This is a genomic window from Pseudomonas sp. GL_117 (genome assembly GCF_057835125.1).
The window spans coordinates 5,753,093-5,767,938 of record NZ_CM174418.1 but is presented as its reverse complement, the minus strand read 5'-3'; the positions used below and the strand labels follow the sequence as shown (position 1 = coordinate 5,767,938).

At 61.4% G+C, this 14,846-nt stretch carries 12 protein-coding genes and 1 riboswitch; of the genes, 5 read left to right on the top strand and 7 right to left on the bottom strand.

The genetic code is table 11. The annotated features are described in order from the left end of the window. Window positions 1-40: 40 nt before the first annotated feature. Window positions 41-1,447, bottom strand: coding sequence for an adenosylmethionine--8-amino-7-oxononanoate transaminase (locus AC3ISR_RS26395; protein WP_192299938.1), 1,407 nt, complete (start codon window positions 1,445-1,447; stop codon window positions 41-43). Window positions 1,448-1,695: 248 nt separating this feature from the next. On the opposite strand from AC3ISR_RS26395, the gene AC3ISR_RS26390 reads away from it, so the two are divergent. Together AC3ISR_RS26390 and AC3ISR_RS26385 are read left to right on the top strand one after the other, a co-directional pair. After that, window positions 1,696-2,247: a cytochrome b gene (locus tag AC3ISR_RS26390; RefSeq protein WP_192299937.1), complete on the top strand. Its 552-nt coding sequence runs from the start codon at window positions 1,696-1,698 to the stop codon at window positions 2,245-2,247. A gap of 32 nt (window positions 2,248-2,279) precedes the next feature. Next, on the top strand, window positions 2,280-2,858 hold the full coding sequence (locus AC3ISR_RS26385; protein WP_463983624.1) for a YceI family protein: 579 nt from the start codon (window positions 2,280-2,282) through the stop codon (window positions 2,856-2,858). Window positions 2,859-3,262: 404 nt separating this feature from the next. Here AC3ISR_RS26385 and rhlE2 read toward each other — a convergent pair whose 3' ends face one another. From rhlE2 to ahcY, 5 genes are all read right to left on the bottom strand, one after another. Further along, entirely contained in the window at window positions 3,263-5,149 is a 1,887-nt protein-coding gene (gene rhlE2, locus AC3ISR_RS26380) for an RNA helicase RhlE2 (RefSeq protein WP_489324509.1), read from the bottom strand. Window positions 5,150-5,371: 222 nt separating this feature from the next. Beyond that, window positions 5,372-6,163 (bottom strand): substrate-binding periplasmic protein, encoded by a 792-nt coding sequence (locus tag AC3ISR_RS26375; RefSeq protein ID WP_489324508.1) that lies wholly within the window; start codon window positions 6,161-6,163, stop codon window positions 5,372-5,374. Between the two features lie 63 nt (window positions 6,164-6,226). Further along, on the bottom strand, window positions 6,227-7,309 hold the full coding sequence (locus tag AC3ISR_RS26370) for a hypothetical protein (protein WP_192299933.1): 1,083 nt from the start codon (window positions 7,307-7,309) through the stop codon (window positions 6,227-6,229). A gap of 81 nt (window positions 7,310-7,390) precedes the next feature. Further along, a complete protein-coding gene (metF, locus tag AC3ISR_RS26365) occupies window positions 7,391-8,236 on the bottom strand; it encodes a methylenetetrahydrofolate reductase [NAD(P)H] (protein WP_192299932.1) in 846 nt (281 codons plus the stop codon). A gap of 170 nt (window positions 8,237-8,406) precedes the next feature. Continuing rightward, window positions 8,407-9,816, bottom strand: a complete 1,410-nt coding sequence (gene ahcY, locus AC3ISR_RS26360; protein ID WP_192299931.1) for an adenosylhomocysteinase — start codon at window positions 9,814-9,816, stop codon at window positions 8,407-8,409. A 21-nt stretch (window positions 9,817-9,837) separates the two neighbouring features. Continuing rightward, window positions 9,838-9,944: riboswitch (S-adenosyl-L-homocysteine riboswitch) on the bottom strand. Between the two features lie 190 nt (window positions 9,945-10,134). Here ahcY and AC3ISR_RS26355 point away from each other — a divergent pair. The 3 genes from AC3ISR_RS26355 (at window position 10,135) to AC3ISR_RS26345 (ending at window position 13,471) form a co-directional block, all read left to right on the top strand. After that, the gene (locus AC3ISR_RS26355; RefSeq protein ID WP_192299930.1) at window positions 10,135-10,539 is read left to right on the top strand and encodes an acyl-CoA thioesterase; all 405 of its coding nucleotides are present in this window, start codon (window positions 10,135-10,137) and stop codon (window positions 10,537-10,539) included. A 95-nt stretch (window positions 10,540-10,634) separates the two neighbouring features. Then, a complete protein-coding gene (locus tag AC3ISR_RS26350; protein ID WP_463983621.1) occupies window positions 10,635-12,524 on the top strand; it encodes a patatin-like phospholipase family protein in 1,890 nt (629 codons plus the stop codon). Window positions 12,525-12,583: 59 nt separating this feature from the next. Continuing rightward, window positions 12,584-13,471: a formate/nitrite transporter family protein gene (locus AC3ISR_RS26345; RefSeq protein ID WP_192299928.1), complete on the top strand. Its 888-nt coding sequence runs from the start codon at window positions 12,584-12,586 to the stop codon at window positions 13,469-13,471. Here AC3ISR_RS26345 and AC3ISR_RS26340 read toward each other — a convergent pair. After that, a complete protein-coding gene (locus tag AC3ISR_RS26340; protein ID WP_192299927.1) occupies window positions 13,465-14,724 on the bottom strand; it encodes a cation:proton antiporter in 1,260 nt (419 codons plus the stop codon). The genes AC3ISR_RS26345 and AC3ISR_RS26340 overlap by 7 nt on opposite strands. Between the last annotated feature and the right edge of the window lie 122 nt (window positions 14,725-14,846).

The following is a 14,846-nucleotide window of genomic DNA, read 5'->3' as shown; positions in this document are numbered from 1 at the left end:
GCAAGATAACGGTGGCGAGGGTGCCTAAAAAGGTGGGGAATCAACCCGGATCGCGAAAGCCCGGGTGGAAGTCCTGTGGCACCGCGACGCTGACGCTGCTGTTGGTGGCGATGTCGATGCCTTCACTGGCCACTTCGGCGAGGAAGTCGATCTGCTCCGGCGTGATCACATACGGCGGCAGGAAGTACACCACGCTGCCCAACGGCCGCAACAGTGCGCCGCGTTCCAGGGCGTGTTCGAACACCTTGAGGCCTCGGCGTTCCTGCCACGGGTAGGCGGTCTTGGTGGCCTTGTCCTGAACCATCTCGATGGCCAGTACCATGCCGGTCTGGCGCACTTCCGAGACGTGCGGGTGGTCGACCAGATGCGCGGTGGCGCTGGCCATGCGCTGGGCCAGGGCCTTGTTGTTTTCGATGACGTTGTCTGTTTCGAAAATATCCAGCGTCGCCAACGCCGCCGCGCACGCCAGCGGGTTGCCGGTGTAGCTGTGGGAATGCAGGAAGGCGCGCAGGGTCGAGTAGTCGTCGTAGAAGGCGTTGTACACGTCATCGGTGGTGAGCACGGCAGCCAGCGGCAGGTAACCGCCGGTGAGGGCCTTGGACAGGCACAGGAAGTCCGGGCGGATGCCGGCCTGTTCGCAAGCGAACATGCTGCCGGTGCGGCCGAAGCCCACGGCGATTTCATCGTGGATCAGGTGTACGCCATAGCGGTCGCAGGCTTCGCGCAGCAGCTTGAGGTACACCGGGTGGTACATGCGCATGCCGCCAGCGCCCTGGATCAGCGGCTCGACGATGACGGCGGCGACGGTGGCGTGGTTTTCCGCCAGGGTCTGTTCCATGACCAGGAACATGTTGCGCGAGTGCTCTTCCCAGCTCATGCCTTCGGGGCGCAGGTAGCAATCCGGGCTGGGCACCTTGAGGGTGTCGAGCAGCAGCGCCTTGTAGGTCTCGGTAAACAGCGGCACGTCGCCCACCGACATCGCGGCGATGGTTTCGCCGTGGTAGCTGTTGGTCAGGGTGACGAAGCGCTTCTTGTCGGGCTGGCCGCGGTTGAGCCAGTAGTGAAAGCTCATTTTCAGCGCGACTTCGATGCACGATGAACCGTTATCGGCGTAGAAACACCGGGTCAGGCCTGCGGGTGTCATCTTGACCAGGCGCTCGGACAACTCGATCACCGGCTGGTGGCTGAAACCGGCGAGGATCACGTGTTCCAGCTGGTCGACCTGGTCCTTGATGCGCTGGTTGATGCGCGGGTTGGCGTGGCCAAACACGTTGACCCACCAGGAACTGACGGCGTCGAGGTAGCGCTTGCCTTCGAAGTCTTCCAGCCACACGCCTTCGCCGCGCTTGATCGGGATCAGCGGTAGTTGCTGATGGTCTTTCATCTGGGTGCAGGGATGCCACAGCACGGCGAGGTCGCGTTGCATCCACTGGTTATTCAAGCCCATCTTGCATCTCCTCAAGCAACAATCGCGCAAGCCTATGCAATGGGCGGCCGTGTCACAACCCTATAAGAATTAATTCGCGGTAAACGCAGGACGGTCTGTCACGTTTCTTAGGAATAGTCTTAATCCCTTGTTAATTTATTATGCATAGTCTCTTGATCGTATTTCTCGATATTTCAAAGCGAAATTTTCGGCTTTAATTCGATAGGTAAATCGCTAGTCTTGAGCGCAGCTCTTACGGGATTAAGTACATGCAGTTACGCAATTCACCGGCCCGCTACGGCTGGGTCAGCATGGTTTTGCACTGGGGCGTGGCCCTGGTGGTGTTTGGCTTGTTTGCGCTGGGTTTGTGGATGGTCGGCCTCGACTACTACAGCGCCTGGCGCAAAGACGCACCGGACCTGCACAAGAGCATCGGCATCACGCTGTTCGCCATCATGCTGGTGCGTATCGTCTGGCGCCTGGTCAGCCCGCCGCCACCACCGTTGGCCAGCTACAGCCGCATGACCCGCATGGGGGCCGCGTTTGGCCACGCGTTCCTGTATCTCGGGCTGTTTGCCGTGATGATTGCCGGTTACCTGATTTCCACCGCAGACGGTGTCGGGATCCCGGTGTTTGGCCTGTTCGACATTCCCGCCGTGGTTTCCGGGCTACCGGACCAGGCAGATAACGCCGGCCTGGTGCACCTGTACCTGGCCTGGGTGTTGGTGGTCTTCGCCGGCTTGCATGGCGTGGCTGCGTTGAAACACCACTTCATTGACCGTGATGCGACCCTCATGCGAATGCTGGGGCGCAAAGCCTGATGTTCAACCTCGACTCACAAGGAATAGAAAGCATGTTGAAAAAGACTCTCGCCGCACTGGCACTTGGTTCTGCGCTGTTGTCCGCCGGTTCCGCGATGGCCGCTGACTACAGGATCGACAAAGAAGGCCAGCATGCCTTCATCGATTGGAAAATCAGCCACCTGGGCTACAGCTACATTCACGGTACCTTCAAGGATTGGGATGGTTCGTTCAGCTGGGATGCCGCCAAGCCTGAAGCCAGCAAGATCGCCGTCGATGTGAAAACCGCCAGCCTGTGGTCCAACCACGCTGAGCGTGACAAGCATATCGCCAGCAAAGACTTCCTGGACGTTGCCAAGTTCGCCGATGCCAAGTTTGTTTCCACCGCGGTTAAACCGACTGGTAAAGACACTGCTGACGTGACCGGCGACCTGACCTTCCACGGTGTGACCAAGCCAGTGACCTTCAAGGCCACGTTCAACGGCGAAGGCAAGGACCCATGGGGCGGTGAACGTGCTGGCTTCAACGCCAAAACCACGGTCAATCTGAACGACTTCGGCATCAAAGGCCCAGGTCCTTCTTCGCAGACCGTTGACCTGGACATCTCGCTGGAAGGTGTAAAGCAGAAGTAATTTCTGCTCGCACATAAAACCGGGTCGAAAGACCCGGTTTTTTTATGCCTGCGAGTTCCATACAACCATTGAGCTGAAATGGGACCCCTGTGGGAGATTCTATGGTTGAGGGGAAATCTCTCTACCAGCAGTGCCGCCGCCTTCGCAGCCTCGCTAAAGCTCAGAGGACTGGCCGTGTCTGGGCGATCTCCAGCCGAGCGCTGACAGCCCAGCAACACCAATCAACTGTGGGAGCGGGCTTGCCCGCGAAAGCGGCGGGTCAGGTGGCACATCTTTAACTGACAGACTGCTCTCGCGAGCAAGCCCGCTCCCACACAAACCCTGGCCCAGGTTTGATCGGCGTCGAGCCCATAAAAAATGCCCCGTCTCAAAAGAGGCGGGGCATTTTTATATCGCGTTGAAACTCAGCGGTTGCGAGTCAGCAGCGCTGGCTTCTCACCACGAGGACGGCCTGGCAGTTGATCCAACTGCTCGGGTGTCGGGAAGCGATCCGCTTTCGACTCCTTGTGGATGATCTTCGGCGCCGGGCCGCCACGCGGGTTTTGCACGGCTGGTTCGGACGAACGTGGCTGGTCGTCACGGGACGGGCGGCGGTTGTTGCTGCGCGAGTCTTCGCGACGCGCCTGGCCGTCACGGGGTGCACCACTGCGTGGGCCGCTGCGCTTGGCCGGTGGCGTACCGGTGGTGCCGCCGCTGCTGTTGCGTGGGCCGTTCTGGCGGCCGCCTTGCGGTTGACCATTGCGCGGTGCACCTGCACCGGCGCCTTGTGCCGGGGCACCTGGACGACGGCCACGGCCTTGGGCCGGTTTGGCTTGGGGCACGTAGTCAACGCGGTTACCGAAGTTGTCCACGTCGTCGTCGAGGAACTCGTCCGGGGCGCGGTCGGCAGCGGCGCGTGGCGGCTGGCTCGGCTGGCGCTGTTCGCGGGCCGGGGTGCCTTCGCGGGGCTTCTGCTCGCGGGCCGGGCGTTCGCCACGGCCGTTGGTCGGCGCTTTTTCCTTGCCGCCCTTGTCCTTGCCCTTGTCGCGACGACCGCCGCCACCTCCGCCGCCGTTCGGGCCATCACCCTTCGGACCGCGTGGGTTGCGTGGGTTGCGCACGTCCGGACGCTCGCGCACTTCTGGCTTCTCGGCCTCTACGGCGCTGGCATCGAAGCCCATCAGGTCGCCGTCGGCGATTTTCTGCTTGGTCATGCGCTCGATGCTTTTCAGCAGTTTTTCTTCGTCCGGTGCAACCAGGGAGATGGCTTCACCCGAACGACCGGCACGGCCGGTACGGCCGATGCGGTGCACGTAGTCTTCGTCGACGTTCGGCAGCTCGAAGTTGACCACGTGTGGCAACTGGTCGATGTCCAGGCCACGGGCAGCAATATCGGTCGCCACCAGGATACGCACGCTGCCGGCCTTGAAGTCGGCCAGGGCCTTGGTACGTGCGTTCTGGCTCTTGTTGCCGTGGATGGCGACGGCGGTGAGGCCGTGCTTGTCCAGGTATTCGGCCAGGCGGTTGGCGCCGTGCTTGGTGCGGGTGAATACCAGCACCTGTTCCCACGCGCCGGCAGTGATCAGGTGCGCCAGCAGCGCACGCTTGTGGCTGGCGGCCAGGCGGAACACGCGTTGCTCGATACGCTCGACCGTGGTGTTCGGCGGCGTGACTTCGATGCGTTCCGGGTTGTGCAGCAGTTTGCCGGCCAGGGCGGTGATGTCGTTGGAGAACGTGGCCGAGAACAGCAGGTTCTGGCGTTTGGCCGGCAGGCGCGCGAGGACTTTTTTCACGTCATGGACAAAGCCCATGTCGAGCATGCGGTCGGCTTCGTCCAGTACGAGGATTTCCACGTGGGACAAGTCGACGCTGCCTTGGCCGCACAGGTCGAGCAAACGACCCGGGCAGGCGACCAGCACGTCCACACCACGGGACATGGCCTGAACCTGTGGGTTCATGCCGACGCCGCCGAAGATGCAGGCGCTGACGAACTTCAGGTCGCGGGCATACAGCTTGAAGCTGTCGTGCACTTGGGCGGCGAGTTCGCGGGTTGGGGTCAGGACCAGTACGCGGGGTTGGCGCGGGCCGTGACGCTGGGATTTGTCCGGGTGACCGTTGGGGAACAACCGCTCCAGGATCGGGAGGGCGAAGCCGCCGGTTTTACCAGTACCTGTCTGAGCCGCAACCATCAGGTCGCGACCTTGCAACACGGCGGGAATGGCCCGCTGTTGCACCGGAGTAGGCTCGGTATAGCCCGCTGCCTCGATGGCGCGGACTAAAGCCTCGGAGAGACCGAGGGAAGCAAAGGACATGAGTAATCCTGTTCTAGTTAGGGCTTGGCCCAAAGGGATAATCTTGCCGGGCGTGAATGGCGCTTAGGGGAGCGCAATCCCGTCCGGTCCTGCTGCGTCTGGCGGGCACTCCACCGGCTCGCGCGGGGCTGAAAGCTGCGCTGTAGCGGGGTTGGGTGCCTTTTTCAAGACCTCAGCGGCCGGGCGTAAGCCTGGCGGAAAGGCCGGAGTATAACAGAGCAATCACGGCGCGCTGCTTTCCTGCTGCTCAACGGCGTGTTCCAAGGCCGTACTGGCTTGAAATCCACCGTATTGGGCGCTCAGAGCGATGTACGCGGGTTCCTGCTTGAAACGCTTGAGTTCGGCGGCAAAGCGCTGCACCAGCAGGTCCATGCCCGCGCCCCGGCGTACGGCCAGAAATTGCTGTTGGCGGCTGACCACCACTGGCGCCTGGCTGACTTTGCCCTCCAGGCCCAGGGCCTTGATCACATGCTGGCCGACGCGGCGGTCGGTGATCACCAGATCAATGCGGCCCAGCAGCAATTTGCCGAAGTTGGCTTCGTGGCTGGGCGCCGGTTCGCGGTTGAACAAGCTGGAACCGCTGAAGGCATCGCCGTAGAGGTAGCCCGGCGAGGTGCCGACGGTCAGGCCGCGCAGGTCGTCAAGGGTGTCGGCAGGGTGGGGGCGGTCGTTGGCGTAGTACAGCACGAACTGGACTTCCGACAGCGGCTCGCTGGGGTAAAGCAGTAGGGTGTCGCGCTCGTGGCTGTGGAAAATATCCAGCGCGCCGTCGGCATGGCCTTGTTCGAGCATCGCCAGGCAGCGCTTCCAGGGCAGGAACTGCCACTCCACGTCGACCCCAAGGCGCTGGAATACTATCACCGTGGTTTCGTAGTCCAGCCCGCGCATGGTGCCCTGGTCGTCGTAGACGTAGGGCGCCCAGGGCTCGGTGACAATGCGCAATTTCTCGCCGTAAGCCGCCAGGCTCAAGCAAGTCAAAAGGGCAGCGGTCGCAAGCTTCAGAATCACGGGCATGCCCTGAGGTTACGTCGCTCGGGCCCTAAAGAAAAGCTCTGGCACAAGCATCTGCGGGCTGCGCTATTTTGTCTCCGAGGTCATCAGGTGGGCATGGATCGCCGCACGGCGCTCGCCCAGAATCAGGCGCACCAGGGGATTGGCGAACCAGCGCTCCAGTTGATGAGCATCCACGGGGGATTTCTGCCGCTCTGCCTGATTTTGCCGGGCCTTGTCCCACCAAACCGGGCCGCACGCCTGGTCGAACTCGTTTTCGTGCTCGTAGCAGCCGTAGAGGATTTCGCGGATGAACTGCTGCTTGCGCTTGGGCAGGGCCAGGGTGATCAGCTTGTACATCAGGCGTTGCAGGCGTGGTGGGCGCGGCAGGTGGGCGGAGACCTGGCGAGTGTCGGCCAGGGCGTGCGCGCAGGTCGGTGCGGCACCGTGCTTGGCGATCCACGCCCTGACCTTGGCCCGGAACAGCTGCTTGCGGCTCCAGTAGTGGTGGATCAGGTCCGGGCACTGGCGCACGTTGACGCTGCGGTAGGCGACCACCGACAGGCAGAACTCTTCCAGGGTGTAGGCGCCCTGGGCCAGGGGGAACAGTTCGTCCATCAGTTCGATGGAACGGTCCAGCAGGTGCGCATCCTCGCGAGCCATGCCCATCACGCCGGAGTTGAGCAGTGGCATGTCGTCATCGGCCAGGCCTTTGTCGGCCAGGAGCTGGGCGAGGGCCTCGTACAGCACGCTTTCGCGGTTATCGCCGTACTTGGCGTGGAATGCGTTGCACAGCACGGTGCCGGGGGCGACGCGCTCGAACAGGGCCATGGGCGAGTCGTGGAAAAACGTGTCGGTGTCGATCAGCAGGGCGCGCTCCGCGGTCTCCAGGACCTGGCGCAACAGCACGTGCTTGGTGCGGAAATGGTAGCCGTGGGGCTCGCTCCAGCGTTTGCGGGTGGCGTCGTCCAGGGTGTGGACGTGCACCGGCAGGTCGCGATAGGGCTCGGGGTTGTCGCTGAATACCTGGATGTCCAGAGGCATGTCCTGGGGGCCGCCCAGGTGGGACAGGGCACTGGCGATGCTGAATACCGCTTCCTGATGATAGGTCTCGGCGCCGAATACCAGATAAACCAGCTGCGGGCGGGGAGTCGGGGATGCTGTATTCATGTACTGCAGGCTTCCATTCCGGGAGGTATGAACAAAAAAAGCCCCCGTATCAACGAGGGCCCGGGTGCGACCGAACGGGCCTTAGCGTGGCAGCTTGAGGTTGTTCCAGATCGCCAGGCTAGGGTCAGCCTGGTTGAGGGTATAGAAGTGCAGGCCGGGTGCACCACCTTGTAACAAACGTTCACACATTTCGCTGATGACCTGCTCGCCGAACGCCTGGATGCTCTTGACGTCGTCGCCGTAGGCTTCCAGTTGTTTGCGCACCCAGCGTGGGATCTCGGCACCGCACGCGTCGGAGAAGCGTGCGAGCTTGCTGTAGTTGGTGATCGGCATGATGCCCGGCACGATCGGGATGTTCACACCCATGGCCCGTACACGCTCGACGAAGTAGAAGTAGCTGTCAGCGTTGAAGAAGTACTGGGTGATCGCACTGTTGGCGCCGGCGTTGGCCTTGCGTACGAAGTTCTGCAGGTCATCTTCGAAATTGCGTGCCTGGGGGTGCATCTCCGGGTAAGCCGCCACTTCGATATGGAAGTGATCGCCGCTTTCTTCACGGATGAAACTCACCAGGTCGTTGGCGTAGCGCAGCTCACCGCTGGCGATACCCATGCCGGATGGCAGGTCGCCACGCAGGGCAACGATACGTTTGATGCCGGCTTGCTTGTATTGGGTCAGCAGGCCGCGCAGGTCGGCCTTGCTGTCGCCCACGCAGGACAAGTGCGGAGCGGCAGGAACTTTGACTTCGCTTTCCAGCTGCAACACGGTGTTGATCGTGCGATCACGGGTCGAACCGCCGGCGCCGTAGGTGCAGGAGAAGAAGTCGGGGTTATAGCTGGCCAACTGCTTGGCAGTCGCCATCAGTTTTTCATGCCCAGCATCGGTCTTGGTCGGGAAGAACTCGAAGCTGTAGCGACGGTCTTGGGACATGGGGGAGGTCTCCAGCTGCAAGTTGCAAGCTTCAAGCTTCAAGAGCGGCGGTGCGCCTGATCTTGTTGCTTGAAGCTCACATCTCTCAGCTGCTCAAAGAGCAATGAGGTAACAAGCCCTGTACCACAAGCGCTTTTACTTACCGCTTGTAGCTAAAAGCTTGCAGCTGCTTAGTACCGATAAGCGTGCGGCTTGAACGGACCTTCAACGGTCACGCCGATGTAGTCGGCCTGGGTCTTGGTCAGTTGAGTCACGACGCCGCCGAAGCCGCGGACCATTTCCAGGGCCACTTCTTCGTCGAGTTTCTTCGGCAGTACTTCCACGGTCAGACGCTCGGCTTTCTGGGCTGGCGACAGGTCGGCGTATTTCTGCTCGAACAGGAAGATCTGCGCCAGTACCTGGTTGGCGAACGAGCCGTCCATGATGCGGCTTGGGTGGCCAGTGGCGTTGCCCAGGTTAACCAGGCGGCCTTCGGCCAGCAGGATCAGGTAGTCGTCGTTCTGCGGGTCGAAATCGCCAGCGCCGGTGCGGTGAACCTTGTGCACCTGCGGCTTCACTTCTTCCCATGCCCAGTTCTTGCGCATGAAAGCGGTGTCGATTTCGTTGTCGAAGTGACCGATGTTGCAGACCACGGCGCGCTTCTTCAGGGCCTTGAGCATGTTCGAGTCGCAAACATTGACGTTGCCGGTGGTGGTCACGATCAGGTCGATCTTGCCCAGCAGGGCCTTGTCGATGCTCGCTTCGGTGCCGTCATTGATGCCATCGATGAACGGCGAAACCACTTCGAAGCCGTCCATGCAGGCTTGCATGGCGCAGATCGGGTCAACTTCGGAAACCTTGACGATCATGCCTTCCTGACGCAGGGACTGGGACGAACCCTTGCCCACGTCACCGTAGCCGATCACCAGGGCTTGCTTGCCCGACAGCAGGTGGTCGGTGCCGCGCTTGATGGCGTCGTTCAGGCTGTGACGGCAGCCGTATTTGTTGTCGTTCTTGCTCTTGGTCACCGAGTCGTTGACGTTGATGGCCGGGATTTTCAGCTCGCCCTTGGCCAGCATGTCCAGCAGGCGGTGTACGCCGGTGGTGGTTTCTTCGGTCACGCCGTGGACGCGGTCCAGGATGGCCGGGTATTTCTTGTGCAGCAGCTCGGTCAGGTCGCCGCCGTCGTCGAGGATCATGTTGGCATCCCAAGGCGCGCCATCTTTCAGGATGGTTTGCTCCAGGCACCACTCGTACTCTTCTTCGGTCTCGCCTTTCCAGGCGAATACCGGGATACCGGCAGCAGCGATGGCGGCGGCGGCCTGGTCTTGAGTCGAGAAGATGTTGCAGGACGACCAACGCACTTCGGCACCCAGGGCAACCAGGGTTTCGATCAGCACGGCAGTCTGGATGGTCATGTGGATGCAGCCGAGAATCTTCGCGCCCTTGAGCGGTTGCTCGCTGGCGTATTTGCGGCGCAGACCCATCAGGGCTGGCATTTCGGATTCGGCGATAAAGGTTTCGCGACGGCCCCAGGCAGCGAGGGACATGTCGGCGACTTTGTAGTCGGTGAAATCTGCAGGCGTGTTGACAGCGCTCATAGAGAGCCTCCATTCGTAGTGTGCGAATGGGCGCCGTTGTGCGTTTAGTATCAAGCCCGATGAACCAGGCCGGACAACGCCCCATCCGAGCCTGACAGGTTGAACCTGCTGCAGCGCCCCTCGGACAGGTGGCGGGAAAACGGCATTAGCCGTTGTAAATCGGCGGCGATTATAGCTTTCTTTGGCTGGCTAGTGGCAAGTGACAAGCTACAAGCGGCAAGTTAAGAGCGAATCGGCTTTTACTTGCAGCTTGTCGCTTGAAACTTGAAGCTGGGGGCGCAACCTTATTGATTACCCCCCCTCGAACCCGGAGCCCCCATGAACTTCCACACCCGCAAATGGGTAAAACCTGAAGACCTCAACCCCAACGGCACCCTGTTCGGCGGCAGCCTGCTGCGCTGGATCGACGAAGAAGCGGCGATATACGCGATTGTCCAACTGGGCAACCAGCGCGTCGTTACCAAGTACATCTCCGAAATCAACTTCGTCAGTGCCTCGCGCCAGGGCGACATCATCGAACTGGGCATCACCGCCACCGAGTTCGGCCGTACCTCCATCACCCTGACCTGTGAAGTGCGTAACAAGATCACCCGCAAAAGCATCCTCACCGTGGAAAAAATGGTCTTCGTCAACCTCGGCGAAGATGGCTTGCCGGCGCCACACGGGCGTACCGAGATCAAGTACGTGAAGGATCAGTTTCAGGACGAAAGCATCAGCAAGTAGGGGGCTGCTCGGGATAAATATTTCCAGATGCCACGAGAGGGATCTTTCATCGGCGCTCGCGTTACTCAGGATTACATCCTGCAGAGAGCGCCACCATGAAAGTCTCACCTACTCCCCTGCTTGTATCCTACCCCGCACCTCAATCCGAGACTGCCGCTGACAAAACCGTATTGGTGGCGAACAGTGGCAAGCGTGCCTTGACCCTCAACCGGTATCGAAATGGCCAGGTAGAAGTGCTGCTGTCGCGGCCGCCCGCGACGCAGTTGGTGGCCAGCGGCGGTGGGGCCAAGGGCGTTGCCTATTCCGGAGTGGTGCAGGCTCTGGAGGAGAGGAACGCTCTGCGTGACATTCAGACGGTTTCCGGCTCGTCGGCCGGGGCGATTTACGGCGCGCTACTGGCCAGTGGCATGGGGGCCGAGCGGTTTGACCTGCTGTCGGACAACTTGGAGCTTCCGACGCTGCTCAATAGCGACAAGACCTGGGTCCGGGCGTTGCAGAATGCCTACACCGACGTGGGACGGATGGTGGGTCGCTTACCGGCGCCTGTAGGCGATGTCCTGCAAGCGCTCTACACGCTGCTGCCACGCCTGCAATCCAACGCGCAGCCCCTGGAACGCTTGATCCGTGACGAGTCGCGCCAGGCGGTGCTGGAACGAATCGCCGAGCTGCCCAGGGATGCGCGTTCGACCAGCACCATGGCCATCGCCGACCGGCTCAGTGCCGGCGGGGCCACTACGTTTGCCGACCTGGAGGCCTTGAGCCGGCAGATTCCTGCAATCAAGCCGCTCAATATCACCGGCACGGCGATGTTTGCCGGCAGACCGCAACTTGTCGTGTTCAACGCCAGCCTTACGCCGGATATGGACATTGCCCGCGCCGCGCACATTTCCGCAGCCCTGCCGATCCTGTTCAAGTCACCGCAAGAGCGGGGGCATGGCTTCCAGGAGCAAGGTGAAAAAACGGCTTTCCAGGACGGCGGCGTATTGCTCAACACGCCGGTGGCGGACCTGTATCAGCGCCAGCCCCACGGCAACACAGTGACCGATGTCGAGCGGTTGATCCTGCGATTGGACGACGTCACGGTGCCCAAGCCGGGTGCGGGCCTGATGGATGCGGTCGCGGACGCCGTCACGGGAACCGCACACACCGCCAACGGCGAACTGATGCACGCTCGGTTGAAGCCCTTTGCCGATCAGACGGTGAGCCTGCCTTTCAATACCGAATTGGGCGATTTCCGCAGCGCGCTCAAGGGCACACTCAACTTCAGCATGTCGCAGGATGTAAAAAATCATCTGCAAAAGCGCGCCTTTGATGCGGTGAGCGAGCACTTGGACAAGCGCGAAAACGTACGTGAGCAGTACATGTTTGACTCCGTCCACAGCGCCATTCTGGCCCTGGACGACGAAACGCTGGCCAGTGCCGCACCGGATCTCGCCAAGGACGAAGCCTGCAAGCCGGTGCTGCGTTTTCGGCATGAGGCGCGCCAGGTGTTAGCGGCTCTGGACAGTGCCATCAGCGCGTCCAATCAGGGTGATCGGCTGGAACTGAGCGCAGCGCTGGGCAGTGCCTTGCGCAACCTGGACGGCCTGGCTGATCGGCCGGAGTCGCTGGACTGGCTGGCGACGCAACTCAATGCCCCGGGCAACGCCAACTTCCAGCAATTGCTGCAATCGACACACGGGCATATGTCCAAGGTGCTGCGAAGTGGCATGGCTGAGATGAAGCGGCGCGATGTGGCTGCGGCGGCCGATAACCTGGTGCGCGAAGTGATTTACCCATCCTTGTTCCGCTACGGTCAGTCGGATGCCAACGCGACGCTGTTGCGCGACGCCGTGCGTGATCTGGAGCGTGCGACGACGCCAGCCGAAGTGAACCAGGTGCTGGATAACATCATTAACAACTATCAGGCGCGTAACAAACCCTGGGGCAAACCCTTTAGCTCAACCACCGTGGAAATGGCCAAGACCTGGCGCCTTCCGGTTTAAATGAACAGCCACGCTCGCGGCATGTCGTATCTTCAGGCACCCCTTGGACGCACACGATCATGGCCACTCGAGACGACGGCAAGACCCCCAACCTGTCGCGGGAAGAACAACAGGATGTAGACGAGAACCAGCCGCCACGCGCGGCGGTTCTGCATGAAATCATCCGCACCCAGGGCGACCAGGAGCTGGAGCGCAATGTCGCGGCCTTGTGGTGGTCGGCGTTGGCCGCCGGCCTGACCATGGGCTTGTCGTTGATGGGCATGGGCCTGCTCAACTCGCGCCTGCCGGACGGCGAGGCGTTCAAGGTCATCGCCAGCTTCGGCTACTGCGCGGGGTTTCTGGCGGTGATCCTCGCGCGTCAGCAACTGTTCACCGAAAACACCCTTACCGCCGTGTTGCCAGTAATGAGCAAGCCGACCCTGGCCAATGCCGGACGCCTGTTGCGGCTGTGGACGGTGGTGCTGGTGGGCAACCTGTGCGGCACCTTACTGGTGGCGTACGTGATGTTGCACCTGCCGATCTTCGACACCAAGACCGACCTGGCCTTCCTGGAAATCGGGCGCAAGGTCATGGAAAACGCCCCAGGCCAGATGTTCGCCAAGGGCATTGTCTCCGGCTGGATGATCGCCACCATGGTGTGGATGATCCCGTCGATGGAGAGCGCCAAGCTGTGGATCATTATCCTGATTACTTATCTGATGGCCCTTGGCGACTTCACCCACATTGTTGTCGGCTCGGCGGAAGTGTCCTACCTGGTGTTTGCCGGCGAGCTGGCGTGGAAGGACTTCTGGCTGGTATTCGCCGGGCCGACCCTGGCCGGCAATATCATTGGCGGCAGCTTTATCTTTGCGTTGATCAGCCATGCGCAGATCCGCAGTGAAAGCAGCCTGCCGGCCAAAAAGACTGCGGACCCGAGGCATCCGCAGTCGGTTCCCAAGGATCAGTGATGCTCTGGCGCGGCCTGGGGTTCGTCACGGGTCACGCGCTTGACCAGCTTGCCGATGCTCAATCCCTGCAACAGGATCGACGACAGCACCACGATGTAGGTGATGCTCAGTAACAGGTCACGCTCCGGGCCCAACGGCAGCGCCAGTGCCAGCGCCACCGAAACCCCGCCGCGCAAACCGCCCCAGGTGAGGATGCGGATGGTGCCGCGGGGCACCGTGCGCCAACGCCTCAGCAACAGGATCGCGGGTGCCACGGTGAGCAGGCGCGAAAGCAGGATCGCCACGGCCAGCAGGCTGGCGGCGAACACGTGCAGCCAGTTGAACGGCAACAGCAGCAGCTCCATGCCGATCAGCGCGAACAGCAGGGCGTTGAGCATGTCGTCGAGCAACTCCCAGAAACCATCGAGGTAGCGACGGGTCATGTCGTTCATCGCCAGCTTGCGGCCCAGGTTGCCGATGATCAGGCCCGCCACCACCATCGCAATCGGTGCCGAGACGTGCAGTTCGGTGGCCATCGCCGAGCCGCCGATCACCAGGGCGAGGGTCAGCATCACTTCGATCTGGTGTTGCTCGATGCTCTTGATCATCAGGTACACGAGGTAGCCGATCAGGCCGCCGAACACCACGCCGCCAATCGCTTCATGGGCGAACAGCATCGCTGTGGCGCCGACGGTGGGGGTTTCGCCCAGCTGTGCGATGCCGAGCAAGACGGTAAACACCACCACTGCCGTGCCGTCGTTGAACAGCGACTCGCCGACGATGGTGGTCTTCAAGGGTTTCGAGGCATTGGCGGTACGCAATACGCCCAATACCGCAATCGGGTCGGTGGGCGAGATCAGCGCGCCGAACAGCAGGCAGTACAGGAAACTGACGTGCCAGCCGAACAGGGCAAAAATGTAGTACGCCAGGCTGCCGATCACCACAGTGGCGATCAACACGCCAAAGGTCGCGAGCAGGCCGATGGGCCAGCGGTAGCTGCGCAGGTCATTGAGGTTGACGTGCAGGGCGCCGGCAAACAGCAGGAACGAAAGCATCCAGTTCATCAGCAGGTCGCCGAAGTCGATCTGGCCGATCAATTGCTGGATGCGTTCCTCCAGGCCCGGGTAGCCGAGGACACTCAGGCCTTGCAGGATCAGGGAAAACACCAGGGCCGTGACCATCACACCGATGGTGGGCGGCAGGCCGATAAAGCGGAAGTTCACGTAGGTGAGCAGGGTGGTGAGGCAAATAAACGCGGCGACAAGTTCAAGCATCCGGGGTCCTTGGAAGTTGGGTGACGGATCATTGGTGGGGGGATGGACCGCAGCAGCGGCGGGAGGTTGCAGGGCAAGCGGCAAGTCGACGATAGAACCTTTCGCGCGGCGGCGGTTCATAG